Raw genomic sequence first — 24,704 nt, 5'->3', positions numbered from 1 at the left:
CGGCACCCCGGACGCGACCCGCGGCGACGATCAGTCCGGCCGTCGATCGGACGCCTCGTCGACCGGCCAACTGTCAGCCTCCGCCGGCGCTTCCCCACCGGATCGAGACAGAAACCGCAGGGCTGCGTCGAGATCGCCTGCACCGGCGCGTTCCGCGAAGAAATCGGCCGTTCGGAGTGCCGATACCTTCTCGGCAACGGCCGAGACGATGAACTGATTGAGGGTCGTGCCGTCCTTGCGGGCGGTATCCTCGGCCGCCTTCTTCAGCGAATCCGGCAGACGCAGGGCATAGTTGCTCGTCCGGGCCAAGATCAGATCCTCCGTACACATTCGGCCGGCAGCAGGACATCGATCCCGAACCCGCTTCGCGTTCCATGAAAATCGCGAGGGTTGAAGGTCACGATTGCCTCCGCCTGCCCATTCACGGCCGCTTCCAGCACCATATCGTCGTCCGGGTCGCGCAACTGCGGACGCCACAGGAAACTCACTTCGACCTGGACCGCCACCCCGGCCAGGGCGTTCATGAGATTGGAGACCTCCGCGAGACTCGCTCCCGCGGCAGCCAGATGCTCCGGGCGGGACAGCACGGCTTCATATTCCAGGAACAGCGCGACGCTGACCGCCATTTCCAAACGTCGCAGCAAAGCCAGCCGCACAAGATGCGCTGACACGCCCTTTGGCGAGCGGACTGCCGAGACGAGGACGCTGGTATCCAGAACCACCCTCATATCGCTGACGATATCAAGAACAAGGCCGGACACAAGGGTTCAGAGAGCCAATGATGGCCGACTTCTTCTCATGTCCGAAAACCATCAGGACGCCTGGAAGCTCTCCCAGGTGCCGCGTCGTCCCCCATCACTCCTCGCCCATGGCGATGAGGCTGGCATTGCCGCCGGCGGCGGCGGTGTTGGTGGAGATGGCCTGTTCGAGGGCGAAGCGCAGGAGATAGTCGGGGCCGCCGGCCTTGGGGCCGGTGCCGGAGAGGCCGGAGCCGCCGAAGGGCTGCACGCCGACGACCGCGCCGATCATGTTGCGGTTGACGTAGATGTTGCCGGTCGGCAGGCGCTCGCAGACGCGGGCGATGGTGGCGTCGATGCGCGAATGGACGCCGAGCGTCAGGCCGTAGCCGGTCGCGCCGATGCCGTCGAGCACGCGATCGAGATCGCCGGCCTTCCAGGTGACGACATGCAGCACCGGGCCGAACACCTCCTGGGTCAGGTCCTCGGCACGGGCGAGGCGGACGATGGTCGGTGCCACCCAGGTGCCGGCCGCATAGGCGCCGGCCGGCAGGGTGCCCTCGAACGCGACCCGGCCGGCGGCCTTCTCGCGCGCCACATGGGCGTCGAGCCGGTCCTTGGCCTCGGAATCGATCACCGGACCGATGTCGACCGCCGGATCGGACGGATCGCCGAGCCGCATCTCGCGCGCCGCGCCCTCGATCATCTCCAGCATGCGCGGCGCGACATCCTCCTGCAGGTAGAGCAGGCGCAGGGCCGAGCAGCGCTGGCCGGCCGAGCGGAAGGCGCTCATCACCACGTCGTCGGTGACCTGCTCGGGCAGCGCGGTGGCGTCGACGATCATGGCGTTGATGCCGCCGGTCTCGGCGATCAGCGGCACGATCGGGCCGGGCTTGTCGGCGAGCGTGCGGTTGATGATGCGCGCCACCTCGGTCGAGCCCGTGAAGGCGATGCCGGCGACCGCCGGATGGGCGACCAGCGCCGCCCCGACGCGGCCGTCGCCCGGCACCAGATGCAGCGCCTCCTCGGGAATGCCGGCGGCATGGAGCAGGCGCACGGTCTCGTGGGCGACGAGCGGCGTCTGCTCGGCCGGCTTGGCGACGACCGCATTGCCGGCGACCAGCGCGGCCGCGGTCTGGCCGAGGAAGATGGCGAGCGGGAAGTTCCAGGGCGAGATGGTCACGATCACGCCGCGGCCGCGATGGCGGAAGCGGTTCTCCTCGCCGGTCGGGCCGGCCAGCACGGTGCCGCCGTCGCGGAACACCCGGCGCGCCTCCGCGGCGTAGAAGCGGCAGAAATCGGCCGCCTCGCGCACCTCGGCGAGCCCGTCGGCGAGCGTCTTGCCGGCCTCGCGGGCGAGCAGCGCCAGATAGCGGTCGCGGTTGCCCTCGATCAGATCGGCCGCCCGCTCGAGCGCGGCCGCGCGGGTTTCGACCGGGGTCGCCGACCAGGCCGGGAAGCCGCGCCGGGCCGCCTCCATGGCGCGGATCGCGGTCGCCGCATCGGCCTCGACCACGCTGCCGACGCGGGTCTTGCCGTCGACCGGCGAGACGACCGGACGCGCGTCGCCGGCGACATGGCGGCCGTCGACGATCGGGGCGGCGGCGATCTCGTCGGCACGGAACGACCAGACCTCCTTCAGCATCAGGTCGCGGTCGGCCGCGACGCCGAATTCGACGCCGCGGGAGTTGCGCCGGGTGGTGCCGTAGAGATCGCGCGGCAGCGGGATGCGCGGATGCACCGCGCGGGCGCCGCCCTCGAGCCATTCGGACGGGCGGGTCAGGAGCGTGCGGATCGGCACCGCATCGTCGCCGACCTTGGCGACGAAGGACGAGTTGGCGCCGTTCTCCAGGAGGCGGCGGACCAGATAGGCGAGCAGGTCGCGATGGCCGCCGACCGGGGCATAGATCCGGCAGGGCACGCCCTCCTGCTCGGTCACGGCGCGGTAGAGGCTCTCGCCCATGCCGTGCAGGCGCTGGAACTCGAAGCCGAGCGAGGCCGCCGCGGCCCGGCCGCCGGCGCGCGCGTCGTGGCCGCCGAGTTCCATGATCTGGGCGACGGTCAGCGCGTTGTGGGTCGCGAATTGCGGATAGATGCGGTCGCGCCGGGCGAGCAGGCGGCGGGCGCAGGCCAGATAGGAGAGATCGGTCGCCGCCTTGCGGGTGAAGACCGGATAGCCGGCGAGCCCGCGCTCCTGCGCGCGCTTCACCTCGGTATCCCAATAGGCGCCCTTGACCAGGCGCACCATCAGTCGCCGGCCATAGGCCTCGGCGAGGCCGCCGATCCACTCGACCACCTCCGGCGCGCGCTTCTGGTAGGCCTGGATGGCGAGGCCGAAGCCGTGCCAGCCGGCCAGCGTCGGGTCGGCCAACACGGCGGCGATCACGTCGAGCGACAGTTCCAGCCGGTCGGCCTCCTCGGCATCGACCGTCAGATTGAGGTCGTAGGCCTTGGCGGACCGGGCGAGATCGATCATACGCGGCACCAGTTCGCGCATCACGCGCTCCTGGTTGACCGCCTCGTAGCGCGGATGCAGCGCCGACAGCTTGACCGAGATGCCCGGACGCGCCGGCAGCGCGGACGACCCCGCGGCCTTGCCGATCTTCTCGATCGCGCCGGCATAGGAGGCGAGGTAGCGGTCGGCATCGGCGGCGGTGCGGGCGCCCTCGCCGAGCATGTCGTAGGAATGGCGGTAGCCCTTGGCTTCGAGCGTGCGGGCCCGGCCGAGCGCGTCGTCGATCGTCTCGCCGAGCACGAACTGGTGGCCCATCACCCGCATCGCCTGGCGGGCGGCGGTGCGCACCGCCGGCTGGCCGAGCCGCTTGACCAGGCCGCCGAGAATGCCCTCCGGCGTGTCGCCCGGCTGCAGGATGCGGGCGGTCAGGCCCATCGCCCAGGTCGAGGCGGAGACCAGCCAGCCGTCGGACTTGCGCTCGTGGCCCTCGAAATTGGCCTGGCGCAGCTTGTCCTCGATCAGCCGGTCGGTCGTCTCCGGATCCGGCACGCGCAGGAGCGCCTCGGCGAGCACCATCAGGGCGAGGCCCTCCTTGGTGGACAGCGAGTATTCGCGCAGGAACTCCTCGACCCCGAAGGCATTGCGGTCGGTCCGGATCGCCTCGATCAGCCGGGTCGCCTCCGCATCGATGCGCGCCTCGGCGGATTCGACCAGCCGGGTCTCCTCGATCAGGCGCGCGACCAGACCGCGGTCGTCGGGCGCGAAGGCGGCGCGGAACGGTGCGGGACGGGCGGCGGAAAGGTCGGCGGCTGCGGCCATGGTCGGCTCCGGACGGTCGGGCAATGAGGATGTCCCATCATACGCCAGGAATGGCCGCGGCTTTCACCAAAGATGGAGACATCGGTCCGGCAATTTCGCTATGATCGGCGGTATGAATAGTGAAATCCCCATAGACCGAATCGACCGCCGCATCCTCTCCATCCTGCAGATGGACGGGCGCATCACGACGACCGATCTCGCCGAGCGGGTCGGACTGTCGGCGACGGCCGTCTCGGAGCGACTGAAGCGGCTGACCCGCGACGGCTTCGTGCGCGGCTACGGCGCCCGGCTCGATCCGCAGAAGCTCGGCCGCGGCCTCCTGGTCTTCGTCGAGGTCATGCTCGACCGGACCAGCCCGGACGTGTTCGATGCCTTCGCGGCGGCCGTCGCCCGCGCGCCCGAGGTGATGGAGTGCCACATGGTCGCCGGCGGGTTCGACTACCTGATCAAGTCCCGGGTGCGCGACATGGCCGCCTACCGGCATTTTCTGGCCGACGTCATCCTCGCCCTACCGGGCGTGCGCGAGACCCGCACCTATGCGGTCATGGAGGAGGTCAAGGCGACCGACATGCTGCCGATCTGACGGAACAACGGAACAGAAGGCTTGGCGGCGACACGCGGCCATGGCGGCACGGCATACCGCGGACCGCGGCACCGGACGCCGCGGATCACGCAACTGACCGCCGTTCGGACACGGAACCGTGCAGCCCCGCGCGGCTTGACCGCGGCGACGACGCGCGATCTATCCGGTGGGCGGCACGGCCTGCCGCCGACCCGGAGACCCGCCCGATGCTCGCCCGCCTCCTCGCCGCCCTGATCGGAAGTGCCCTCGGCCTCGGCCTGACCGCCGCCCGCGCGGCCGATCCCGATCCGGCCGACTGGCCCGCCGTGCTCGGCGCCGCCCGGGGACAGACGGTCTATTTCCACGCCTGGGGCGGGGAGACGCGCATCAACGACTATATCGCCTGGGCCGGCCGCGAGGCGAAGGCGCGCTTCGGGGTCGAGGTGGTCCACGTCAAGGTCGCCGAGACCGCCGCGGTGGTTTCGCGGGTGCTCGCCGAAAAGTCGGCCGGGCGCGACCGCGACGGCAGCGTCGACCTGGTCTGGATCAACGGCGCGAATTTCGCCGCCATGAAGACCGCCGGCCTGCTCTGGCCGACCGGCTGGGCGACGCGCCTGCCGAACTGGCGCCATGTCGACGTGGCCGGCAAGCCGACCACCGTCGCCGACTTCACCCTCCCGACCGACGGCATGGAGGCGCCCTGGGGCATGGCGCAGCTGACCTTCTATGCCGACACCGCCCGCGTGCCGAGCCCGCCGGCCTCGCTCGAGGCGCTGGCCGATTTCGCCCGCCGCCATCCCGGCCGCTTCACCTATCCGGAGCCGCCCGACTTCCTCGGCACGACCTTCCTGAAGCAGATCCTGGTGACCCAGACCGCCGACCGCGCCGCCCTCGCCCGCCCGCTCGACCCGGCCGAGGCGCAAGCGCGCTTCGCGCCGGTCTTCGCCTATCTGGACGCGCTGCACCCGCATCTCTGGCGTCAGGGCAAGGTGTTCCCGGCCACGGTCGCGGCCTTGCGGCGGCTGGTCGCCGACGGCGAGACCGATATCGGCTTCACCTTCAATCCGGGCGATGCGGCGACCGCCGTCCGCTCCGGCGAACTGCCGGCGACGGTGCGAAGCTTCACGCTCGTCGGCGGCACGCTCGGCAACACGCATTTCGTGGCCATCCCGTTCAATGCCAAGGCCAAGGCCGGCGCGCTGGTGCTGGCCGATTTCCTGATGTCGCCGGAGGCGCAGGCCGCCAAGCAGGACCCGAACCGCTGGGGCGACCCGACCGTGCTCGCCGTCGACCGGCTGCCGGAGGCCGACCGGGTCCGGTTCCGCGCGCTCGATCTCGGCGCGGCAAGCCTCGCGCCGGAAGCGCTCGGTCCGGTCCTGCCCGAACCGCATCCGAGCTGGACGACCGCCCTGGCGGCGGCCTGGGCGCAGCGCTACGCCGTGCGCTGAGAGGATGCGCCTCGCCGCCATCCTGGTGCTGGCCGGACTTGTCGGGACGGTCGGGCTCGGACTGGCCGGGACGCTGCTGCCGGCCTTCGGGCACCTGCCCGCGATCGGCGCGCACGGCCCGTCGCTCGACGCCTGGGTCCGCCTGCTCGCCATGCCGGGCCTCGCCCGTTCGGCCGCGACCGCGCTGGCGCTCGGCATCGCCGCCGCGACGCTGTCGCTCGCCATCGTGCTGCTCGGGCTGGCCGCCTGCCACGGCACGCGGCCGTTCCGGCTCCTCGTCCGGCTGATCGGCCCGCTGCTCTCGATCCCGCATGCCGCCGCCGCCTTCGGGCTTGCCTTCCTGATCGCGCCGTCGGGCTGGCTCCTGCGCCTGCTGTCGCCCTGGGCGACCGGCTTCGACCGGCCACCGGACCTGACCCTCGTCAACGATCCGCTCGGCCTCGCCCTGCTGGCCGGACTGGTCGCCAAGGAGGTGCCGTTCCTCCTGCTGGTCGCGCTCGCCGCCCTGCCGCAGATCGCTCCGGATCAGGCCCGGGAGGTGGCGGCGGGCTTCGGCTACGGGCGCATGAAGGGGTTCCTGGTCGCCGTCGCGCCGCGGCTCCTGCCGCGCATCCGCCTGCCGCTGCTGGCGGTCGCCGCCTATGCCAGCGGATCGGTCGACATGGCGCTGATCCTCGGCCCGACCGGCCCGGCGACCCTGCCGGTCCGGGTGCTGCGCTGGTTCGCCGAGCCCGATCTGTCGATGCGGACGGTCGCCGCCGCCGGTGCGGTCCTGCAGGCGATGGTGACCGGAATCGCCGCGCTGGCGGTCCTCGGCGTAGAGGCCGCGATCCGGCGCCGGCTCGCGGCCGCGGCCGTGTCGGGGCGGCGGCGGATCGACGATCGCGCGGCGCGGGTCCTGGTCGGCCTCGTGGTGCTGCTGCCGGTCGCCACGATCGGCCTCGGGGCCGCGGCGCTGGCGCTGTGGTCGGTCGCGACCGCCTGGCGGTTTCCCGCGGTGCTGCCCGACGGCTGGTCGCTCGCCACCTGGTCGGGCCTCGCCCCCGTCCTGGCCGGCCCGATCCGGACCAGCGCCGGGCTCGGCCTCGCCGCCGCCGCGATCGCGCTGACGGCGGTGATCGTGCTCCTCGCCGGGACGCCGCCCGGCGCCCGCCCGGCCGGGCGCGTGGCGGTGCTTCTGTTCCTGCCGATCCTGGTGCCGGAAACGAGCTGGCTGTTCGGCCTCGATGTCGCCCTGGCGGCGGCCGGCCTGCCGCCCGGGCCGGCGACGGTCCTGATCGGCCATGTCGCGCAGATCGTGCCCTACGTCCATCTCTCGCTCGCCGGTCCCTGGAGCGGGCTCGACCCGCGCCTGGAGCCGGTCGCGGCGAGCCTCGGGGCCGGGCCGCTCAGGCGCCTCGTCGCCGTCCGCCTGCCCCTGCTGGCCCGCCCGATCCTGACCGCCGCGGCGGTCGGCTTCGCGGTCAGCATCGCCCTCTACCTGCCGACCCTGGTGCTCGGCGGCGGGCGCGTCGCCACCATCACGACCGAGACCGTGGCGCTCGCCGGCGGCGCCGACCGGCGCGTCACCGGCGCCACGGCCCTGGTCCAAGCCCTGCTGCCCTTTGCCGGATTCGCCCTGGCCGGGCTCGCCGTCCGGGCCATCGCGCGCAGGCGCAGACGTCCCGTTTCCGCCTGAGCGATCTCTCCAAAGCGATTTCCTGAAGCGCGCAAAATGCTCTAAGGTCCGGCCGAATGCCGGTCGCGCTCCGCCGCCGCCGCCCCCATATCACACCCAGATTTCCAGACTTCCGAGGACCGACATGGCCGCGCCCGCGCTCGACGAACGCAAGACCATCGTGCTGACCGGAGCCAGCCGCGGCATCGGCCATGCCACGGTGAAGCGCTTCTCGGCCGCCGGCTGGCGGGTGATCACCTGCTCGCGCCAGCCCTTTTCCGACAAATGCCCCTGGCCGATGGGGCCGGAGGATCACATCCAGGTCGACCTGGCCGATCCGGTCAATGTCGGCATCGCCATCGCGGAGATGCGGCGGCGGCTGGAATCCTCCGGCGGCAAGCTGCACGGCCTCGTCAACAATGCGGCGATCAGCCCGAAGGACAAGAACAAGCAGCGGCTCGATTCGCTGTCGACGCCGATGGACATGTGGCACTCGGTCTTCCACGTGAACTTCTACGCGCCGGTCCTGCTCGCCCGCGGCCTGTTCAAGGAACTGAAGGCGGCCGGCGGCTCGATCGTCAACGTCTCGTCGATCGCCGGCACCCGGGTGCATCCCTTCGCCGGCACCGCCTATGCGACCTCGAAGGCCGCGCTGGCCGGCCTGACCCGCGAGATGGCGCACGATCTCGGCCCCCATGGCGTGCGCGTCAACGCCATCGCGCCCGGCGAGATCGACACCTCGATCCTGTCGCCCGGCACCGAGAAGATCGTCGAACAGATCCCGATGCGCCGCCTCGGCCGGCCCGAGGAGGTCGCCGACATCATCTACTATCTGTGCTCGGATTCGAGCTCCTACATCACCGGCTCGGAAATCCACATCAACGGCGGCCAGCATCTCTGAGGCCGCCGTCGCGGGGCCGGCTCACCGGATCCGGGCCGGCCAGGGCGCGCCTTCCGCGATGCGCAGATAGACCCGGCCGCGCATGCCGGCGGCGAGCGGCAGGCTGCGCGTGTCGGTCACCTCCACGGTGACGGTGACCATGCGTCCGGAAACCGCGGTGCCGTCCGCCGGCTGCGGCGCCGTGGCGCCGCCGTCCTGGGCGACCACCGAGACGACGCGGGCCGGGATCGCATTGGTCTTGAAGCCAAACAGCTCCAGCCGCGCCTCCGCGCCGATCGGCAGGTGGCCGACCGTCTCGGCGGGAAACGGGGCGATCATGGCGAGATCGGCCAGATCGGTCAGGGTCGCGACGACGCGGCCGGCCTCGATGTCGTCGTTCGGCTGCACCGCGAGACGGTCCAGGCGGCCCGCGCGCGGGGTGACAACCAGGAATTCGCCCGTCCGGCCGCGCAGGCGCAGGATCGGCGTTCCCGCCGTGACCGCCGTGCCGGGCGGAACCAGCACCTGCAGCGCCGTGCCGGCGCCGGGGCTGGCCACCGGCACCTGCGTGGCGGTGAGCACGCCCGACGCGACGGCGATGCCCGACGGCAGGGCGCGGTCCTCCCGCTCCAGCACGACCCAGTACAGCACCATGCCGGCCAGCAGCACGAGACCGAGCACGAAGGCGAGACCGGGCGCCGTTCTGCGCCGGAACTGCGATGTCTTGTCGCCCTTCAAGTCCAGCCCCTCGGCCGTTGCAGCCGGTTCGTGCGCCCCGGCCGGACCCTAATCCAGGACGGGGTGCGGGGAAATCACCAAAACGCCGGATCCCCGCTATGCCCAGGCCGCTTGGCCGGCCCGCGCCGGCGACCGGCCGCGCCGGCAACCGGCCTTCGCCGGCACCCGGCACCCGGCGTCGCGCGCGCCCGGAACCCCGGCGGCCGGGCGACGGTCCACCGGCCGGTGCGCCGGCCTCAGAGCTTCAGCCGCGGGCGGCGCATCTCGTAGAGCATCACCGCGGTGGCAACGGCGAGATTGAGGCTGTCGGCGCGGCCGGCCATGGGGATTTTGACGGTGTGGTCGCAGGCGGCGACCAGATCGTCCGGCAGGCCGGACTGCTCGTTGCCCATCAGCAGGATGCCGGGTTCGGCATAGCGCAGGCTGCGATAGTCGACCGCCCCGGCGAGATGCGTGCCGATCACCGGCACGCCGGTGCGCCGCTTCCAGGCGACGAACTCCTCGGCGGTCGCGGCGGCGAGGCCGATATTGAAGATCGACCCCATGGTGGCGCGCACGGCTTCGAGCGCGAAGGGATCGGTCGTGTCGCCGATCAGGATGACGCCGGAGGCGCCGACCGAATCGGCGGTGCGGATGATGGTGCCGAGATTGCCCGGATCCTTGACGGTCTCCAGCGCCACCCAGACGCTCGACCGGTCGAGATCGATGTCGTCGAGCCCGATCAGCCGCTGCTCGAACACGGCGACCACCATCTGCGGATTGTCGCGCCGGCTGATCTTCTCCAGCACGTCCTCGCTGACCACCAGCACCAGCGCGCCGCGGTCGACCGCCGCCCGGGCGATGCGGCGGACCATCGGCTGGTCCTTGACCTTGGCCGCATAGGCGAGCACGCGGATCGGCCAGTCCTGGTCGATCGCGTCGGCGATCAGTTTCAGGCCCTCGGCCAGGAACAGGCCGGTGCGCTGGCGCTCCTTCTTGAGCTGAAGCGCGCGCATCTCCTTGACGACCGGATTGGCGAGGCTCGAGACCTCCTTGATCTGGCCGGCACGCTGGGGCGCGGGCGGACGCGGCGGGTTCGGCCGTCTCATGGGCACCACCGGGAGAACAGCGAGGTGGCGAGACGCCGGCCGCCGGCTTCCTCGACCAGCAGCAATTCGCCCGATTCCAGCCGCCCGCCGCGCGGCGCCATCACCTCGGCGGTCAGTTCGTGGAACGACACGAAGGAGGCGCGCATGGCGTAGACGGTCAGGATCAGGAAGGACGGATCGGCCGACAGGAGATCGCGGCAGGCGGTCAGCATGGCGGGCAGGTCGGCGAACAGCTGCCAGACCTCGCCGCCGGGGCCGCGGCCGTATTTGGGCGGATCGAGCAGGATCGCGTCGTAGCGGCTGCCGCGCCGGCCCTCGCGGGCGACGAACTTGCCGGCATCCTCGCAGATCCAGCGGATCGGCAGCGCCTCCATGCCGGAGGCGGCCTGGTTCTCGCGCGCCCAGGCGATCGCCTTCTTGGAGGCGTCGACATGGGTCACCTGCGCGCCCGCGGCCGCGGCGACAAGCGAGGCGATGCCGGTATAGCCGAACAGGTTGAGGAGCTTCAGCGGCCGGCCGGCGGCGCGGATGCGCTCGGCCATCCAGGCCCAGTGGGCGACCTGCTCGGGGAAGACGCCGGTATGGCGGAACGACGTGAAGCGGCAGCCGAAGGCGACATCGCCATAGGCCATCGGCCAGGTCTCCGGCACCTGACGGGGGAAGCGCCAGCGGCCCGGCCCCTCCTCCTCGACATCGCCGGTGAAGACCGCGTCGGCCCGCTCCCAGACCGCCTCGCCGAGGCGCGGCGTCCAGATCGCCTGCTCCTCGGGCCGGACGAGCTTCATCCGCCCGTAGCGCTCCAGCTTGCGGCCATGGCCGGAATCGATCAGCGCATAGTCGTCCCAGCCGGTGGCCTCGAGCATGAGGGGCCGGGTCGGGCTGCCGAGCGGCGGCTCGGGGCGGGTCTCGTCGTGGGCGGTCATGCCTTTCCATCGCGGATCGCGCGGGCGCGGTCAACGGGCGGAATGATCTCCGCGGCAGGTCCGAAAGCAAAAGGCCCGCCCGGTCGCGAAGACCGGGCGGGCCGTGATCGGGATCGGGTCCGGCACGGCCGGCGCCCCGGGATCAGGGCACCGGTCAACCAATCAGTCAGCCGATCCGTCGGCCGATCACTCGGCCGCCGAGCGCAGCTGCGGGGCGGCGTCGCGCACGGCGCCGTCGACATGGCGCTCGAACTTCTCGAAGTTCTTCACGAACATTTCGACCAGCTTGGCGGCCTGACGCTCGAAGCCGAGCTTGTCCGCCCAGGTCTTGACCGGATAGAGCACATGCGGCTCGATGCCGGCGACCGCGGTCGGCACCTCGAAGCCGAAATAGCGGTCGCGGTAGAAGGTTGCGGTCTTCAGCGAGCCGTCGAGGGCGGCCGACAGCAGGCGGCGGGTGACCTTGATCGGCATGCGCCGGCCGACCCCGTAGGCGCCGCCGGTCCAGCCGGTGTTGACCAGCCAGCAATCGACGCCGTGCTCGGCGATCAGCCGCTTCAGGAGCGCACCGTATTCGGCCGGATGGCGCGGCATGAACGGGGCGCCGAAGCAGGTCGAGAAGGTCGCCTGCGGCTCGGTCACGCCCTTCTCGGTGCCGGCCACCTTGGCGGTATAGCCGGACAGGAAGTGATACATGGCCTGGTCGGGCGTCAGCTTGGCGATCGGCGGCATCACACCGAAGGCGTCCGCCGTCAGCATGATGATGTTCTTCGGCTGGCCGGCGCGGCCGGTCGGCGAGGCGTTCGGGATATAGTGCAGCGGATAGGCGACGCGGGTGTTCTCGGTCAGGGAGCCGTCGTCGAAATCCGGCACGCGGGTGACCGGATCGAGCGGGACATTCTCCAGCACGCTGCCGAAACGCTCGGTCGTCGCATAGATTTCCGGTTCCGCCTCGCGCGACAGGCGGATGGTCTTGGCGTAGCAGCCGCCTTCGAAATTGAAGACGCCGTCCTCGCTCCAGCCGTGTTCGTCGTCGCCGAGCAGCGTGCGGGTCGGGTCGGCCGAGAGGGTCGTCTTGCCGGTGCCCGACAGGCCGAAGAACACCGCCACGTCACCCGCGTCGCCGACATTGGCCGAGCAGTGCATCGGCATGACGCCCTGCGCCGGCAGGAGGAAGTTCAGCATGGTGAAGACGGACTTCTTCATCTCGCCGGCATAGGAGCTGCCGCCGATCAGCACGATCTTGCGCGAGAAGTCGCAGGCGATGATGGTCTCCGACCGGCAGCCGTGGCGGGCCGGATCGGCCTTGAAGCTCGGCAGGTCGATGATCGTCATGTCGGGCACGTAGTGGCGCAGGGCCGCGCGCTCCGGACGCCGCAGCATGTGCCGGATGAACAGCGAGTGCCAGGCATATTCGGTCACCACGCGCGCGGGCAGCGAATAGCGCGGATCGGCGCCGCCTTCGAGATCCTGCACGAACAGGTCCATGCCCTCGGCATGCTTGATGAAGTCGTCGTGGAGCAGCGCGAACTGCTCGGGGGTGAACTTCTTGTTGTTGTCCCACCAGACGCTGTTCTCGGTGAGGGCGTCGCAGACGACATACTTGTCGTTGGGCGACCGGCCGGTGTGCTGGCCGGTATAGGCGACCAGCGCCCCGCCGGCCGCGATCTTGGCCTCGTCGCGCCGGATCGCCTCCTCGTAGAGCTCGGGCTCCGACAAATTCCAGTGGACCGAGCCGAGATTCTTCAGCCCGATCGCATCGAGCCCCTGAGCTTCGTTCCAGGTGCCGGTCTGTTTCACGCGTTAACCCTCCGGATGCCCGCCGGCTGCCGCGGCGGGTCGATCTGCAATATCTTGCTGCGACGACGTGTCCATGCCGAATGAACAGCTCAAGTCCTCCAAATCCTTGAGACCGCTCTCGGCACGACGACGCTAGTCACACGACGCGGCTATAACAAGACATCCGAAGGTCGACAGAAGTTCCAAAGACGATTCAATCGATTGAATACCTCACCCGGATCGCGCCGTATCTGCAAGTTTCTTCAGAACTGCACGAAGTGGACCGGTATGGCGGATCGGCTCGGGATAGGCGATGCGACGGACCAGCGTTCCGGCCGGCGTGTCGAGGGCCAGGTCCAATCCCTCCGGGTCGGACCCGATCGCCCGCCAGGCCCCGTCCGGCGCACCGGCCAGCCGGGTCGCATAGAGGGCGAGCGCATCGGCATGGTCGGCATTGAGATGCTCGAGGATTTCGGTCTCCGCCCCGACGATCTCGCCGGCCTCGGCGAGATCGAGCAGCAGGTCGGCGGCCTTGAGATCGACGATCCGGCCGAAGCCGGCGACCAGGTGCCCGGTCTCGACCGCCATCCGGTAGAAGGCGAAGTCGCGGAAGCCGGCATAGCCCTCGGCCTCGGGATGGCGGGCGAGGAAGCGGCGGCGGGCCTCGGCCGGCTCGGCCAGCCGTTCCATCCGGCCGGTCAGCGTGACGCGCGCGCCGGTCAGCGGGTCGCCGGGCAGGATCGCACCGGGGCCGCGCTCGTCGAAGAGCAGCGAGGCGCGCGGATCGGCCTTCAGGTTGCGGGTATGGGCGGCGAGATCGGACAAGAGCAGCAGCGGCGCCCCGTCGGCGGCGCCCGCCACCGTCACCAGCGTCGCGAAGGGCATGCCGGTGCCGGCATCGAGCGTGGCCAGCGCTGCGCTGCGCGCCTCGCGCATCAGGCGTCTTGAGGCCGAAACGGGCGTGAATGCGGGCTTCGTCATGCGAAATTCCTCCGAATCCGGCTCTGAAGCCGGAAAATGGGCTGCTCTGCACCCCGCACCATGGGCGGGCGGCTCTCTCTCCTCTATAACGCCGCGCTTCGGAGCGGGAGCGGCTCCTCCACCCTGGCGACCGGTTTTCGACCGGTCCGATCGGGCCGGTGCCGCTGTCCCGGTCGGCGCGTCGGTATGGTCCGGCGCGTTCCGGCTCCGGGAGCGCAGGCATCATGGCGGTCGACGGCGTGGGGATCGGAAGCGGAATGCGAAGGGACGCCGGCGCCATGTCGGTCGGCCGGCATGCCATCGAGACGCTGCGGCTGGCCGGCCCGATCATCGTCGCGCGCGCGATGCTCCTGGTCATGTTCGTGGTCGATACCGCCATGGCGGGTTGGGCGGGCGCCGCGGAACTCGCCTATATGGGGCTCGGCGTCGCCCCCCAGATGGTGCTGATGCTGGTCGCGGTCGGCGCGCTGCAGTCGGTCGTGGTGCTGTCGGCCCAGGCCCAAGGGGCCGGCGACGCGACCGGCACCGGGCGGGTCTTCCGCGCCGGGCTGATCCACGCGGTCGCCCTCGGCCTGCTGGTCGGGCTGCTGTCCGTCTTCTCCGAGCCGTTCTTCCGCGCCACCGGCCAGGCGCCCGACCTCGCGCGCGGCGCCGCCCGCGTCACGGCCGCCTTCGGCTGGGGCCTGCCGGGCATGCTCGCCTTCACGGCCGTCAACCTGTTCCTGGAGGCGACCGGCCGGCCGCGCGCCGGGATGGTCATCCTGATCCTGGTCAACATCGCCAACGTGCCGCTCAACGGCATCTTCGGCCTCGGCTGGTTCGGACTGGCCGAGCCGGCCGGGGCGGTCGGCTGCGTCGCCGTCTCGGCCGCCCTGCGCTGGGTCGCCTTCCTGGGCGCGATCGGCTACCTCCTCGCCGACGAGGCGCGCCGCGGCGATCCGCGCCGGCTGGTCGTCCCGGCGTCGACCTGGCTCGCCGAGATCGCCACCCTCGGCGGCGCGGCCGGGCGCCAGATCCGCGCCGTCGGCCTGCCGATGGGCATCGCGCAGGGCGTCGAAAGCGCGGCCTTCACCACCATCGTCTTCGTCGCCGGCACGCTCGGCACCACGACCCTGGCCGCCCACCAGATCACCATGACGGTGGTCAGCCTGATCTTCATGATGGCGATCGGCACGGCGAGCGCGACCGCGATCCGGGTCGGGCGCGCGGTCGGCGCCGGCGCGGGCGCCGATGCGGCGCGGGCCGGGCGGGTCGGCATCGTCATCGGCGCCGTCATGGCGCTGCCCTTCTCGGTCTGGTTCCTGATCAACCCCGATCCGATCGGGCGGCTCTATACCGACGATCCCGCCGTCCTGGCGCTGACCCGGCAGACCTTCCTGGTCGCCGCCTTCTTCCTCAGCATCGATGCCGCCGCCGCCGTGCTGATGGGGGCGCTGCGCGGCGCCGGCGACGTCTGGCGGCCGACCATCCTGCAGACCTCCGCCTACTGGCTGGCCGCCGTGCCGATCGCCGCCGTCCTGGCCGGACCGGTCGGGCTCGGTCCGGTCGGTCTGATGGGCGGCATCGTCGCCGGCGCGGCGGTCTCGGTGGCGCTGCTCGATCACCGCTTCCGCAGGGTTTCGCGCGGCCCGCTCGGCCGCCTGTGAAGCGCCGTCACGGTTTGCGGTTCCCCGCCGGAGGCAGATGGGCTAGACCAGGGCCTGTTTCGACGCGCACGCATCACGCCTCTGTCTATCCGTCGGACGGCGCGCCACGGCGTTCGGACGATTTCGTCCAACGGGAACCGGGGCGGGAACCGGGGATAGACTGGGACGTCATGATTTGAGCGCATTCGCAGCGCTCCAAGCAGGAACCAGGCCGCGGCGCCACCGTCGCGCCCGCTCATCGCGAGGACCCATCGACGATGCCGACTATCGCTCTGGTCGACGACGACCGGAACATCCTGACCTCCGTCTCCATCGCGCTCGAAGCCGAAGGCTACCGGGTGCAGACCTATACGGACGGGGCGTCCGCGCTCGACGGGCTGAGGGCCAATCCCCCGGATCTCGCGATCTTCGACATCAAGATGCCGCGCATGGACGGCATGGAGCTGCTGCGCCGCTTCCGCCAGAAATCTGAACTGCCGGTCATCTTCCTGACCTCGAAGGACGACGAGATCGACGAGCTGTTCGGCCTCAAGATGGGCGCCGACGACTTCATCCGGAAGCCGTTCTCCCAGCGCCTGCTGGTCGAGCGCGTCAAGGCCGTGCTGCGCCGCGCCGCGCCGCGCGGGGAAGGCGTGCCGAAGCCGACCGACCAGGCCAAGATGCTGGAGCGCGGCAACCTGTCGATGGACCAGGAGCGCCACACCTGCACCTGGAAGGGCGAGCCGGTCACCCTGACGGTGACGGAATTCCTGATCCTCTATGCGCTCGCCCAGCGCCCGGGCGTGGTCAAGAGCCGCAACGCCCTGATGGACGCGGCCTATGACGATCAGGTCTATGTCGACGACCGCACCATCGACAGCCACATCAAGCGGCTGCGCAAGAAGTTCAAGGCCGTCGACGACGATTTCGAGATGATCGAGACGCTCTACGGGGTCGGATACCGCTTCAAGGAGGCGTGACCGTCCCGCCATGGACATGCGCGCCTCCGAAAGCCGGCCCGTCAAGCCCCAGAAGCCGGCGCAGAAGCGCCGGCGCGGCTGGCAGACGGCGCTCTGGCGCCTCTGGCGATCGTCGGGCACGGCCGTCTTCTCCAGCCTGACGCGCCGCATCGTCATCCTGAACCTGTTCGCGCTGATCGCGCTCCTGTCCGGCATCCTCTACCTGAACCAGTTCCGCGCCGGCCTGATCGACGCGCGGCTGGAAAGCCTGATGGTCCAGGGCGAGATCATCGCGGCCGCGGTCGCCTCCTCGGCCACCGTCAACACCGACCAGATCCTGCTCGATCCGGACGAGCTCCTGAAGCAGGACCTGACCGAGAAGCCCGAGCCGCCCGGCGACGACACGCTGTCCTCGCTCGACTTCCCGATCAATCCGGAGCGCGTCGCCCCGGTGCTGCGCCGGCTGGTCTCGCCGACCAAGACGCGCGCGCGCATCTACGATCGCGACGGCTTCATGGTGATCGATTCGCGCAATCTCTACCGGCGCGGCGACTTCGGGCCGGCAATTCCCGCCGTCGAGCCGCCGGAGACGGCGCGCTGGTTCGACCGCTTTGCCGAGGAGGTCGCCGGCTGGTTCCGCGGCACCGGCCTGCCGGTCTATCGCGAGCTCGGCTTTTCCGACGGCAAGGACTATCCCGAGGTCGCCCAGGCCCTGACCGGCGCCTCCGCGTCGGTGGTGCGGCGCACCGTCAAGGGCGAACTGATCGTCTCGGTCGCCGTGCCGATCCAGCGCAATCGCACCGTGCTCGGCTCGCTGATGCTGTCGACCCAGGGCGGCGACATCGACGCGATCGTGCGCGCCGAGCGGCTCGGCATCATCCGCGTCTTCCTGGTCGCCGCCGGCGTCACCATCCTGCTCTCGGTGCTGCTCGCCGGCACCATCGCCGGGCCGATGCGCCGGCTCGCCGCCGCCGCCGACCGGGTGCGCCGCTCGGTCAAGGCGCGCGAGGAGATCCCCGACTTCTCGGCCCGCCAGGACGAGATCGGCCACCTGTCCCGCGCCTTCCGCGACATGACCAACGCGCTCTATCTGCGCATGGACGCGATCGAGCATTTCGCCGCCGACGTGGCGCACGAGCTGAAGAACCCGCTGACCTCGCTGCGCAGCGCGGTCGAGACCCTGCCGCTGGCCCGCTCGGACGAATCGCGCGGCCGGCTCCTGGAGGTCATCCAGCACGATGTGCGCCGGCTCGACCGGCTGATCTCGGACATTTCCGACGCCTCGCGGCTCGATGCCGAGCTCGCCCGCGAGGAGGCCGCACGCATCGACGTGGTCCGGCTGGTCGAGGCGGTGGTGTCGGTCCAGCACGAACTGGCGCTGAAGCGCGACCAGGAGGTCCGCCTGATCGTCGCCAAGGATGCCGAGGGCCGGCCGCACCGGGTGATGGGCCACGACAGCCGGCTCGGCCAGGTGGTCACCAATCTGGTCGACAATGCCCGTTCCTTCTCGGCGGAGGGCGCGGAGGTGCGCGTCACCGTGCGCCGGGTCGACGACGCCATCGAGATCCTGGTCGACGACGACGGCCCGGGCATCCGGCCGGACGCGATCGAGCGCATCTTCGAGCGCTTCTACACCGACCGGCCCGAGCAGGAGGGTTTCGGCAACAATTCGGGCCTCGGCCTCGCCATCTCGCGCCAGATCGTCGAGGCCCACCAGGGCACCATCGAGGCCACCAATCGGCTCGGCCCGGACGGGGAGACGGTGCTCGGCGCCCGCTTCACCGTGCGGATCCCGGCGGCATGAGCCCGCCCCGGCCCGCCAACCTGCACGGAACGGTGGTGCTGGTCGGCGCCGACGGCATCCTGATTCGCGGCGCCTCGGGCAGCGGCAAGTCGCGCCTCGCGCTCGATCTCGTCGAGCGGGCCCGGGCGGCGGGGCGATTCGCGGCCCTGGTCGCCGACGACCGGGTCGACCTGACGGCCGCGGGCGGGCGCCTGGTGGCGCGCGTGCCGGCGGTCCTTGCCGGGCTCGTCGAAATTCGCGGCTTCGGCATCGCCCCGGTCGACTTCGAACCGGCCGCGGTGATCCGCCTGGTGGTCGATCTCGGACCCGAAGAGGCCCGGATGCCGGCCCCGGAAGCGCTGACGACCGACATTCTCGGCGTCCGGCTGGCCCGCCTGGCGGTTCCGTCCGCCGACCCCGGGGGCGCCGCCCTGGTCCTTCGGTCCATGCCGGGCCTCTTGCGATAAGTCGCGGAAACGGCTTTATGGTGCGGCACGGGAGGGAGTTCGCCCTTGAACGCCCCGCCCGCCGCAACCATCTAAGCGCCTCGGTCGAGGCGCGGGCGCAACGAGAGAAGACGGCCCGGAAGGGCAGGACCCGCGTCTCATGTGGAGCATGGCCCGATGATCGGTCTCGTCCTCGTGACTCACGGGGAGCTCGCCAAGGAATTCGTGAAGGCTCTCGAACATGTCGTCGGGCCGCAGCAGCAGATCCAGACGATCTGCATCGGTCCCGAGGACGACATGGAGCAGCGCCGGCAGGACATTCTCGATGCCGTCGCGAAGGTCAATGACGGCTCCGGCGTGGCGATCCTGACCGACATGTTCGGCGGCACGCCGTCCAACCTGGCCATCTCGGTCATGAACGGCGGCACCGTCGAGGTCGTCGCCGGCGTGAACCTGCCGTTGCTGGTCAAGCTCGCCAAGGTGCGCCAGGAGAAGCCGCTGCTGGCGGCCGTTTCCGAGGCCAAGGACGCCGGCCGGAAATATATCAACGTCGCCAGCCAGGTGCTGCAGGGCCAGTAGGCGCCGGTCGGACGTGGGCACAATCCGACTTTTGCGTCCCGCGAATGTCAGATTGACTTGACCCCGGACTCAAAGAGCGAGGGGTTCGGATTCACGAAACGGATGGAGACCATCCGTCTCGATCGAACCACCGGCGCGCGAATCGCTCGTCGATTAGGCGTAGAGACGCCACGGCATCTCGACACCGACACGATTTCACGTCTATTCGTAGCGCCGTTGCGGAAAGCGGAGAGCGGGGTCCGATGGGCGGTCCCCAGTTGAGTGAGGGCGCCGTGTCCATGGCAGATGCAGAGACTGTCGACGGGCATCTGGTCCGCGATCTGCTGATCACCAACAAGCGCGGACTTCATGCCAGGGCCTCGGCCAAGTTCGTGCAGACCGTCGAGGGCTTCGACGCCGAAGTCGAGGTCACCAAGGACAATCAGACCGTCGGCGGCACCTCGATCATGGGCCTGATGATGCTGGCCGCGAGCCCCGGCACGACCATCCGCGTCGCCGCCAAGGGCCGGCAGGCCGCCGACGCGCTGGCCGCGATCACCACGCTGGTCGAAGCCAAGTTCTACGAGGAATAGGTCCGACGCCCGACGGACGGGCCGTCTGCGCCGCCCGGGGGATGCAGGCTTGCGGGATGCGGGCTTGCGGGATGCGGGCATGCTTCGGCGCCGCCATCCCGGCCTTTCGATGTCCGGCCCGCCGTCGTCCCAGGCTGTCGAATCCCAGATTGCCGAAATCCCGGACTGCCGACATCCCAGACTGCCCAGGCTCCAGATGCCCCACCTCCCGGCCGGCCGGCATTGCGCAGATCGGCCGCCCCAAAGGGGGTGTCGTGGCCGCAGTGCCCGGCGCCCGCGGATGGACGGCCATCGGAACAAGGTCCGAACGGCGCGGCCGGCCCCGCTCGGACAGCGCTCCCGCAAACACGAACAGGCAGGGCACCATCGCGCGGCGGGCCTTGCCGCCGTGCCGACATCGGACGAGCGGCGCTCAGCCGCGCTCGCGGCCGAAATCCCGGACCAGGCCGGCCATCGCCGCCCCCGCCGCGCCTTGCGCCGCAAAACCTTCGGCGACGCCGCTGCGGTCGGCTTCCGGGCGGTTCTGGCTGACCTTCCACTTGCCCTCGATGCGCGCGATCGGGATCTCGATCCCGACGATGCCACGCATCTGCGCCGCAATGAACGGCGCCGGCGCGTCGTCGACCGCCCAGGGCTCGGGCCGCGCCGCCTCCTGCAGGGCGGTCAGGTCGGCGATCTGGGTGGCGATCCAGTCGGTGTCCTCGATCGCCCGCGCGCGGCCGTGGACCTGGACCAGCGCATAGTTCCAGGTCGGCACGACCTTGCCGGTCTCGCGCTTGGTCTCGTACCAGCCGGGCGTCACATAGCCCTCCGCCGCCTGGAACACGACCAGCACCTCGGCCCCCGCCCCGATCGTCCGCCAGACCGGATTGGCCCGCGCCACATGGCAGCGCAGCCGCCCGAACGGCCCCTCCCCGGCATCGAGCAGGAACGGAATCGGATCCGCCGTCAGCCCGCCCGGCCCGGCCACGACCAGAAGCCCGAGCGGATGCGCCCGGATCAGCGCCTGCTGGGTCGGCAGGTCGTCGACGGCAAAATGCGGCGGACGGTACATGGCGGGCTCTGGGTTCGAGGAACCCGGCGAGACTAGCGATCCCAGCAAGGCCATGAAAGGGCATCTTGAATTCGGGCATCGCCGGTGACGGCCGCAACCGACCGCAAAACGACTGACCCGGCGATCGGGAGATCGCCGGGCCCTTGTCGCGGTCGACGGGCATCAGCTGGGGAATCCGACTGCCTGCCGGCCGGACCTGGTCGCGCCCCGTGGGCGAAGCTCAGGCCTCGCTGGCGAAGCCCAGGCCTCGCTGGCGAGGCTTACGCCTCGCGGTAGAGGACGTGGTAGCGGGGGCCGTTGTCGCCGAAGGCCATGTGGGCGCCGGCGAGGAGGTGCACGGCGACGATGCGTTCGGAGGCGATGCCCTTCTCGGCCAGGGCGCCGTTGAGCGCCTCGACATTGGCCGGGGTGGTGAAGTCGCCGACCCGGAAGGCGGCGGAATTGGAACGGTGGATGTCGTGCGGCATGGCGGTCACTCGGCGGCGGTGGAGAGGGGCTGCGGATCGATGTTCATGGCATCGAGCTTCATGCGCAGGGCGACGCCGAGGCCGTAGGCCGGATCGGCGCGGTGGAAATGCACGACCTGGCGGCGGACGATCTCCTCCGGCACGCCCTGCATGGCCTCGGCGATGTTGTCCATCAGACGCTCACGCTGATCGGGGCTCATCAGGCGGAACAGGGCGCCGGCCTGGCTGTAGTCGTCATTGCCGTCGCGATGGTTCCAGCGGTCGGCATCGCCGGAGATCTTGAGCGGCGGCTCGGCGAAGCGACGGTCCTCGGCCGGGCCGCCCATGCTGTTCGGCTCGTAATAGGCGTCGCCGCGCTCCGGGATGTCGTGCAGCATCGACCCGTCGGCGTGATAGTGGGCGACCGGGCAGCGCGGCCGGTTGACCGGCAGGGCTTCGTAATGGGTGCCGACGCGGTAGCGATGCGCATCCGCATAGGCAAAGATGCGGCCCTGCAGCATCTTGTCGGGCGAGAAGCCGATGCCCGGCACGATGTTGGACGGCGAGAAGCTGGCCTGCTCGACCTCGGCGAAATAGTGCCGCGGATTGCGGTTCAGCTCCAGGATGCCGACCTCGATCAGCGGATAGTCGGCATGCGGCCAGACCTTGGTCAGGTCGAAGGGATTGTAGGCGGTCTTCTCGGCGTCGGCCTCCGGCATGATCTGGACGCACATGCGCCAGCGCGGGAAGTCGCCGGCCTCGATCGCCTCGTAGAGGTCGCGCTGGGCGCTCTCGCGGTCCTTGGCGACGACCGCCTCGCCCTCGCGGTTGGTCCAGGTCTTGATGCCCTGCAGGGACTTGAAGTGGAACTTGACCCAGAAGCGCTCGCCGCCCGCGTTGATGAACGAATAGGTGTGCGAGCCGTAGCCGTTCATGAAGCGGTAGCCCTGCGGCAGGCCGCGGTCGGACATCAGGATGGTGACCTGGTGCAGGCTCTCCGGCGACAGCGACCAGAAGTCCCACATCGCGGTCGGCGAGCGCAGGTTGGTCGACGGATGCCGCTTCTGGGTGCGGATGAAGTCCGGGAACTTGAGCGGATCGCGGATGAAGAAGACCGGCGTGTTGTTGCCGACCAGGTCCCAGTTGCCCTCCTCGGTATAGAGCTTGAGGGCGAAGCCGCGCACGTCGCGCTCGGCATCGGCCGCGCCGCGCTCGCCGGCGACGGTGGAGAAGCGCAGCAGCACCTCGGTCTTCTTGCCGAGCGCATCGAACAGCTTGGCCTTCGAATAGGCGGTGATGTCGTTGGTGATGGTCAGCGTGCCATAGGCGGCCGAGCCCTTGGCGTGGACGACGCGCTCCGGGATGCGCTCGCGGTTCTGATGGGCGAGCTTCTCGATCAGCTGCCAGTCCTGCAGCAGGAGCGGTCCGTTGCGGCCGGCGGAGAGCGAATTCTGATTGTCGGCGATCGGCGCACCGGCGGTGGTGGTCAGGGTCCGGGTCACGGGCAGTCTCCGTTCGGGTCGATGGGTCGCCGCGCACCCTCCTGTATGGTGGCGATAACGTCCAATCGAAAGATATGGCCCCCGCGATAATTTCAAATTATATAGGCCCAAACCCCCGGCCCGTGCCCCAGGGATCGGCAGTGGGTGGCCGGCCGCCTCAGGAGAACCATCCTTCGTGATTTCGCTGCGTCAGCTCCGCTATCTCGAAGCGCTCGCCCGGCACCGCCATTTCGGCCACGCCGCGGACGAGTGCGCGGTCTCCCAGCCCGGGCTTTCGCAACAGATCCAGGAACTGGAGGCCCGGCTCGGCGTCGGGCTGGTCGAGCGGACGCGCGGCAGCATCGGCCTGACGCCGGCCGGCGTCGAAGTGGTCGGGCGCGCCCGCTCCATCCTGACCGCGGTCGACGACCTGGTCGGCGTCGCCCGGCAGGCGGGCGCACCGCTGACCGGCCCGCTGCGGCTCGGCGTGATCCCGTCGATCGCCCCCTATCTGCTGCCCGCCGTCCTGCCGCTGCTGCAGGCGCGCCATCCCGCGCTGCGGCTGGAACTGCGCGAAAGCCAGACGCGCCTGATCGTCGACGATCTCGTCGACGGGCGGCTCGATGCGGTGCTGATCGCGCTGCCGTCGGGGCGCAACGATCTGGAGGAGCGGCCGCTCTTCGACGATCCCTTCGTGCTGGCCAGCGCCGCCGACCGCCGGCCGGGCGCGCCGCCCGCCATCCACGGCATCCTGGAAACCGAGCGCGTGCTGCTGCTCGAGGAGGGCCATTGCCTGCGCGATCAGGCCCTGGCGCTGTGCGGCGCGACCCGCCCGGATCTGCGCGCCCAGCTGGGCGCGACCAGTCTCGCCACCGTGCTGCAGCTGGTCGCCAACGGCTACGGGGTGACGCTGCTGCCCGACATGTCGGTCGCCGCGGAAACGCGCAACAATCCGCGCGTCGCCGTCACCCGCTTCGCGGCGCCGGAACCGAGCCGCACCATCGGCCTCGTCTGGCGCCGCACCTCGCCGCGCCGAAGGGACTACGAGGCCCTCGGCGCCCTGCTGACGGAGGCGCACGAGGCCGGGACGGCGTCACCGGTCAGCTGAGCAGGGCGACCAGCCAGTTGGGATGGAACTGCGTCCAGCCGCCGAAACCGGCGGAGCCGAAGAACATGCCGAGCAGGCCGAGCCCGGTGGCGAGGCCGAACAGCCAGCGGATGCGGATCAGCGCCGTGATGGCGAACAGCGCCAGCGAGACCGACAGCATGGCGTCGGACAGGTCGAACAGGTCGTCGCGGTCGTTCAGCGAATCGTAGGCTTCCTGCGCGGCCTTGGCCTTGGCGGCGGCCTGGTCGGCGCGCGTCTTGGAATCGTCGACCGCCTTCTGCCATTCGGCCAGCGCCTTGGCGACCCGCTCGGGATAGGGCTCCGGCGTCACCGCCTTGGTCTGCGACAGCATGTATTCGCCGAGCACACGGCGCTGCTGACGCGCCTGATAGACGTTCCAGTTGTCGAGGACCTCGCTCTGGGCTTTCTGCATGGCCTGGACGATGTTGTCGTCCTTGACCTTCGAAACCGCCATGAAGGCCGAGATGAGCGCCACCGCGATGGCGATCATGTTGTTGAAATGATCCCGCGATTCCTGGCTTTCCGGCCGGTGCGCCGCCGCGTCCGTCATGGTCCCCTCCGTC

General features: G+C 70.5%; 23 protein-coding genes. 11 read left to right on the top strand and 12 right to left on the bottom strand.

From position 1 onward, the window contains the following. Nucleotides 1-30 precede the first annotated feature (30 nt). The 3 genes from ABB55_RS19160 to putA all read right to left on the bottom strand — a co-directional run bounded on the left by ABB55_RS19160 (nt 31) and on the right by putA (nt 4,011). Entirely contained in the window at nt 31-309 is a 279-nt protein-coding gene (locus tag ABB55_RS19160; protein ID WP_152982108.1) for a YlcI/YnfO family protein, read from the bottom strand. Between the two features lie 2 nt (nt 310-311). Then, nucleotides 312-728, bottom strand: a complete 417-nt coding sequence (locus ABB55_RS19155) for a putative toxin-antitoxin system toxin component, PIN family (RefSeq protein ID WP_054360233.1) — start codon at nt 726-728, stop codon at nt 312-314. 127 nt (nt 729-855) lie between these two features. Further along, nucleotides 856-4,011 (bottom strand): bifunctional proline dehydrogenase/L-glutamate gamma-semialdehyde dehydrogenase PutA, encoded by a 3,156-nt coding sequence (gene putA, locus ABB55_RS19150; RefSeq protein WP_054360232.1) that lies wholly within the window; start codon nt 4,009-4,011, stop codon nt 856-858. 112 nt (nt 4,012-4,123) lie between these two features. Between putA and ABB55_RS19145 the strand changes: the two genes are divergently transcribed. The 4 genes from ABB55_RS19145 (at nt 4,124) to ABB55_RS19130 (ending at nt 8,579) form a co-directional block, all read left to right on the top strand. Next, nucleotides 4,124-4,594, top strand: coding sequence for an Lrp/AsnC ligand binding domain-containing protein (locus ABB55_RS19145; protein WP_054362174.1), 471 nt, complete (start codon nt 4,124-4,126; stop codon nt 4,592-4,594). 206 nt (nt 4,595-4,800) lie between these two features. Then, nucleotides 4,801-6,021: an ABC transporter substrate-binding protein gene (locus ABB55_RS19140; RefSeq protein WP_054360231.1), complete on the top strand. Its 1,221-nt coding sequence runs from the start codon at nt 4,801-4,803 to the stop codon at nt 6,019-6,021. Between the two features lie 4 nt (nt 6,022-6,025). Beyond that, nucleotides 6,026-7,699 (top strand): ABC transporter permease, encoded by a 1,674-nt coding sequence (locus ABB55_RS19135; RefSeq protein WP_054360230.1) that lies wholly within the window; start codon nt 6,026-6,028, stop codon nt 7,697-7,699. A 124-nt stretch (nt 7,700-7,823) separates the two neighbouring features. Beyond that, nucleotides 7,824-8,579 carry an SDR family NAD(P)-dependent oxidoreductase gene (locus tag ABB55_RS19130; RefSeq protein WP_054360229.1) on the top strand — a complete coding sequence of 252 codons (756 nt, stop codon included), beginning with the start codon at nt 7,824-7,826 and terminating at the stop codon, nt 8,577-8,579. Nucleotides 8,580-8,600: 21 nt separating this feature from the next. Here the strand turns inward: ABB55_RS19130 and ABB55_RS19125 are convergent, their stop codons facing one another. The 5 genes from ABB55_RS19125 to ABB55_RS19105 all read right to left on the bottom strand — a co-directional run bounded on the left by ABB55_RS19125 (nt 8,601) and on the right by ABB55_RS19105 (nt 14,067). After that, the gene (locus ABB55_RS19125) at nt 8,601-9,296 is read right to left on the bottom strand and encodes a biotin/lipoyl attachment domain-containing protein (RefSeq protein ID WP_054360228.1); all 696 of its coding nucleotides are present in this window, start codon (nt 9,294-9,296) and stop codon (nt 8,601-8,603) included. A gap of 236 nt (nt 9,297-9,532) precedes the next feature. Then, nucleotides 9,533-10,384 (bottom strand): TrmH family RNA methyltransferase, encoded by an 852-nt coding sequence (locus tag ABB55_RS19120; RefSeq protein ID WP_054360227.1) that lies wholly within the window; start codon nt 10,382-10,384, stop codon nt 9,533-9,535. Beyond that, a complete protein-coding gene (locus ABB55_RS19115) occupies nt 10,381-11,307 on the bottom strand; it encodes a class I SAM-dependent methyltransferase (RefSeq protein ID WP_054360226.1) in 927 nt (308 codons plus the stop codon). Before ABB55_RS19115 ends, ABB55_RS19120 begins: the two co-directional genes overlap by 4 nt. A gap of 186 nt (nt 11,308-11,493) precedes the next feature. After that, nucleotides 11,494-13,107, bottom strand: a complete 1,614-nt coding sequence (locus ABB55_RS19110; RefSeq protein ID WP_054360225.1) for a phosphoenolpyruvate carboxykinase — start codon at nt 13,105-13,107, stop codon at nt 11,494-11,496. A gap of 210 nt (nt 13,108-13,317) precedes the next feature. After that, nucleotides 13,318-14,067 (bottom strand): HugZ family pyridoxamine 5'-phosphate oxidase, encoded by a 750-nt coding sequence (locus ABB55_RS19105; RefSeq protein WP_054360224.1) that lies wholly within the window; start codon nt 14,065-14,067, stop codon nt 13,318-13,320. Nucleotides 14,068-14,324: 257 nt separating this feature from the next. Here ABB55_RS19105 and ABB55_RS19100 point away from each other — a divergent pair, with 257 nt between their 5' ends. The 6 genes from ABB55_RS19100 (at nt 14,325) to ABB55_RS19075 (ending at nt 20,031) form a co-directional block, all read left to right on the top strand. After that, the gene (locus ABB55_RS19100; protein ID WP_160321272.1) at nt 14,325-15,713 is read left to right on the top strand and encodes an MATE family efflux transporter; all 1,389 of its coding nucleotides are present in this window, start codon (nt 14,325-14,327) and stop codon (nt 15,711-15,713) included. 257 nt (nt 15,714-15,970) lie between these two features. Next, entirely contained in the window at nt 15,971-16,672 is a 702-nt protein-coding gene (locus ABB55_RS19095; RefSeq protein WP_054360222.1) for a response regulator transcription factor, read from the top strand. A 16-nt stretch (nt 16,673-16,688) separates the two neighbouring features. Beyond that, complete coding sequence (locus ABB55_RS19090) at nt 16,689-18,455, top strand: sensor histidine kinase (RefSeq protein ID WP_054362173.1); 1,767 nt, start codon at nt 16,689-16,691, stop codon at nt 18,453-18,455. Continuing rightward, complete coding sequence (locus ABB55_RS19085) at nt 18,452-18,901, top strand: HPr kinase/phosphorylase (RefSeq protein ID WP_054360221.1); 450 nt, start codon at nt 18,452-18,454, stop codon at nt 18,899-18,901. The genes ABB55_RS19090 and ABB55_RS19085 overlap by 4 nt, the downstream gene beginning before the upstream one ends. 156 nt (nt 18,902-19,057) lie before the next feature. Then, nucleotides 19,058-19,459: a PTS sugar transporter subunit IIA gene (locus ABB55_RS19080; protein WP_054360220.1), complete on the top strand. Its 402-nt coding sequence runs from the start codon at nt 19,058-19,060 to the stop codon at nt 19,457-19,459. Between the two features lie 278 nt (nt 19,460-19,737). Beyond that, nucleotides 19,738-20,031: an HPr family phosphocarrier protein gene (locus ABB55_RS19075; RefSeq protein ID WP_054360219.1), complete on the top strand. Its 294-nt coding sequence runs from the start codon at nt 19,738-19,740 to the stop codon at nt 20,029-20,031. A 412-nt stretch (nt 20,032-20,443) separates the two neighbouring features. Here the strand turns inward: ABB55_RS19075 and ABB55_RS19070 are convergent, their stop codons facing one another. The 3 genes from ABB55_RS19070 to ABB55_RS19060 form a co-directional block, all read right to left on the bottom strand. Beyond that, nucleotides 20,444-21,085: an FMN-binding negative transcriptional regulator gene (locus ABB55_RS19070; RefSeq protein WP_054360218.1), complete on the bottom strand. Its 642-nt coding sequence runs from the start codon at nt 21,083-21,085 to the stop codon at nt 20,444-20,446. A 260-nt stretch (nt 21,086-21,345) separates the two neighbouring features. Next, complete coding sequence (locus ABB55_RS19065) at nt 21,346-21,552, bottom strand: hypothetical protein (RefSeq protein WP_054360217.1); 207 nt, start codon at nt 21,550-21,552, stop codon at nt 21,346-21,348. A 5-nt stretch (nt 21,553-21,557) separates the two neighbouring features. After that, the gene (locus ABB55_RS19060) at nt 21,558-23,033 is read right to left on the bottom strand and encodes a catalase (RefSeq protein ID WP_054360216.1); all 1,476 of its coding nucleotides are present in this window, start codon (nt 23,031-23,033) and stop codon (nt 21,558-21,560) included. Nucleotides 23,034-23,208: 175 nt separating this feature from the next. On the opposite strand from ABB55_RS19060, the gene ABB55_RS19055 reads away from it, so the two are divergent. Further along, complete coding sequence (locus tag ABB55_RS19055) at nt 23,209-24,120, top strand: hydrogen peroxide-inducible genes activator (protein ID WP_054360215.1); 912 nt, start codon at nt 23,209-23,211, stop codon at nt 24,118-24,120. Here the strand turns inward: ABB55_RS19055 and ABB55_RS19050 are convergent. Next, nucleotides 24,113-24,691 (bottom strand): DUF4337 family protein, encoded by a 579-nt coding sequence (locus ABB55_RS19050; protein ID WP_054360214.1) that lies wholly within the window; start codon nt 24,689-24,691, stop codon nt 24,113-24,115. The two genes, ABB55_RS19055 and ABB55_RS19050, sit on opposite strands and share 8 nt — an antisense overlap. Between the last annotated feature and the right edge of the window lie 13 nt (nt 24,692-24,704).

Source organism: Prosthecodimorpha hirschii (assembly GCF_001305515.1).
Lineage (GTDB): Bacteria > Pseudomonadota > Alphaproteobacteria > Rhizobiales > Ancalomicrobiaceae > Prosthecodimorpha > Prosthecodimorpha hirschii.
This window is presented reverse-complemented; position numbering and strand designations above follow the sequence as displayed.

What these genes read in the sequence shown, in the direction of transcription:
- ABB55_RS19130 (WP_054360229.1), top strand. Translation starts at nt 7,824, where the DNA reads ATGGCCGCGCCCGCGCTCGACGAACGCAAGACCATCGTGCTGACCGGA.
- ABB55_RS19145 (WP_054362174.1), top strand. Translation starts at nt 4,124, where the DNA reads ATGAATAGTGAAATCCCCATAGACCGAATCGACCGCCGCATCCTCTCC.
- ABB55_RS19070 (WP_054360218.1), bottom strand. Translation starts at nt 21,085, where the DNA reads ATGTACCGTCCGCCGCATTTTGCCGTCGACGACCTGCCGACCCAGCAG.
- ABB55_RS19100 (WP_160321272.1), top strand. Translation starts at nt 14,325, where the DNA reads ATGCGAAGGGACGCCGGCGCCATGTCGGTCGGCCGGCATGCCATCGAG.
- ABB55_RS19120 (WP_054360227.1), bottom strand. Translation starts at nt 10,384, where the DNA reads ATGAGACGGCCGAACCCGCCGCGTCCGCCCGCGCCCCAGCGTGCCGGC.
- ABB55_RS19095 (WP_054360222.1), top strand. Translation starts at nt 15,971, where the DNA reads ATGCCGACTATCGCTCTGGTCGACGACGACCGGAACATCCTGACCTCC.
- ABB55_RS19080 (WP_054360220.1), top strand. Translation starts at nt 19,058, where the DNA reads ATGATCGGTCTCGTCCTCGTGACTCACGGGGAGCTCGCCAAGGAATTC.
- ABB55_RS19140 (WP_054360231.1), top strand. Translation starts at nt 4,801, where the DNA reads ATGCTCGCCCGCCTCCTCGCCGCCCTGATCGGAAGTGCCCTCGGCCTC.
- ABB55_RS19135 (WP_054360230.1), top strand. Translation starts at nt 6,026, where the DNA reads ATGCGCCTCGCCGCCATCCTGGTGCTGGCCGGACTTGTCGGGACGGTC.
- ABB55_RS19050 (WP_054360214.1), bottom strand. Translation starts at nt 24,691, where the DNA reads ATGACGGACGCGGCGGCGCACCGGCCGGAAAGCCAGGAATCGCGGGAT.
- ABB55_RS19155 (WP_054360233.1), bottom strand. Translation starts at nt 728, where the DNA reads ATGAGGGTGGTTCTGGATACCAGCGTCCTCGTCTCGGCAGTCCGCTCG.
- ABB55_RS19065 (WP_054360217.1), bottom strand. Translation starts at nt 21,552, where the DNA reads ATGCCGCACGACATCCACCGTTCCAATTCCGCCGCCTTCCGGGTCGGC.
- ABB55_RS19085 (WP_054360221.1), top strand. Translation starts at nt 18,452, where the DNA reads ATGAGCCCGCCCCGGCCCGCCAACCTGCACGGAACGGTGGTGCTGGTC.
- putA (WP_054360232.1), bottom strand. Translation starts at nt 4,011, where the DNA reads ATGGCCGCAGCCGCCGACCTTTCCGCCGCCCGTCCCGCACCGTTCCGC.
- ABB55_RS19115 (WP_054360226.1), bottom strand. Translation starts at nt 11,307, where the DNA reads ATGACCGCCCACGACGAGACCCGCCCCGAGCCGCCGCTCGGCAGCCCG.
- ABB55_RS19090 (WP_054362173.1), top strand. Translation starts at nt 16,689, where the DNA reads ATGCGCGCCTCCGAAAGCCGGCCCGTCAAGCCCCAGAAGCCGGCGCAG.
- ABB55_RS19105 (WP_054360224.1), bottom strand. Translation starts at nt 14,067, where the DNA reads ATGACGAAGCCCGCATTCACGCCCGTTTCGGCCTCAAGACGCCTGATG.
- ABB55_RS19075 (WP_054360219.1), top strand. Translation starts at nt 19,738, where the DNA reads ATGGCAGATGCAGAGACTGTCGACGGGCATCTGGTCCGCGATCTGCTG.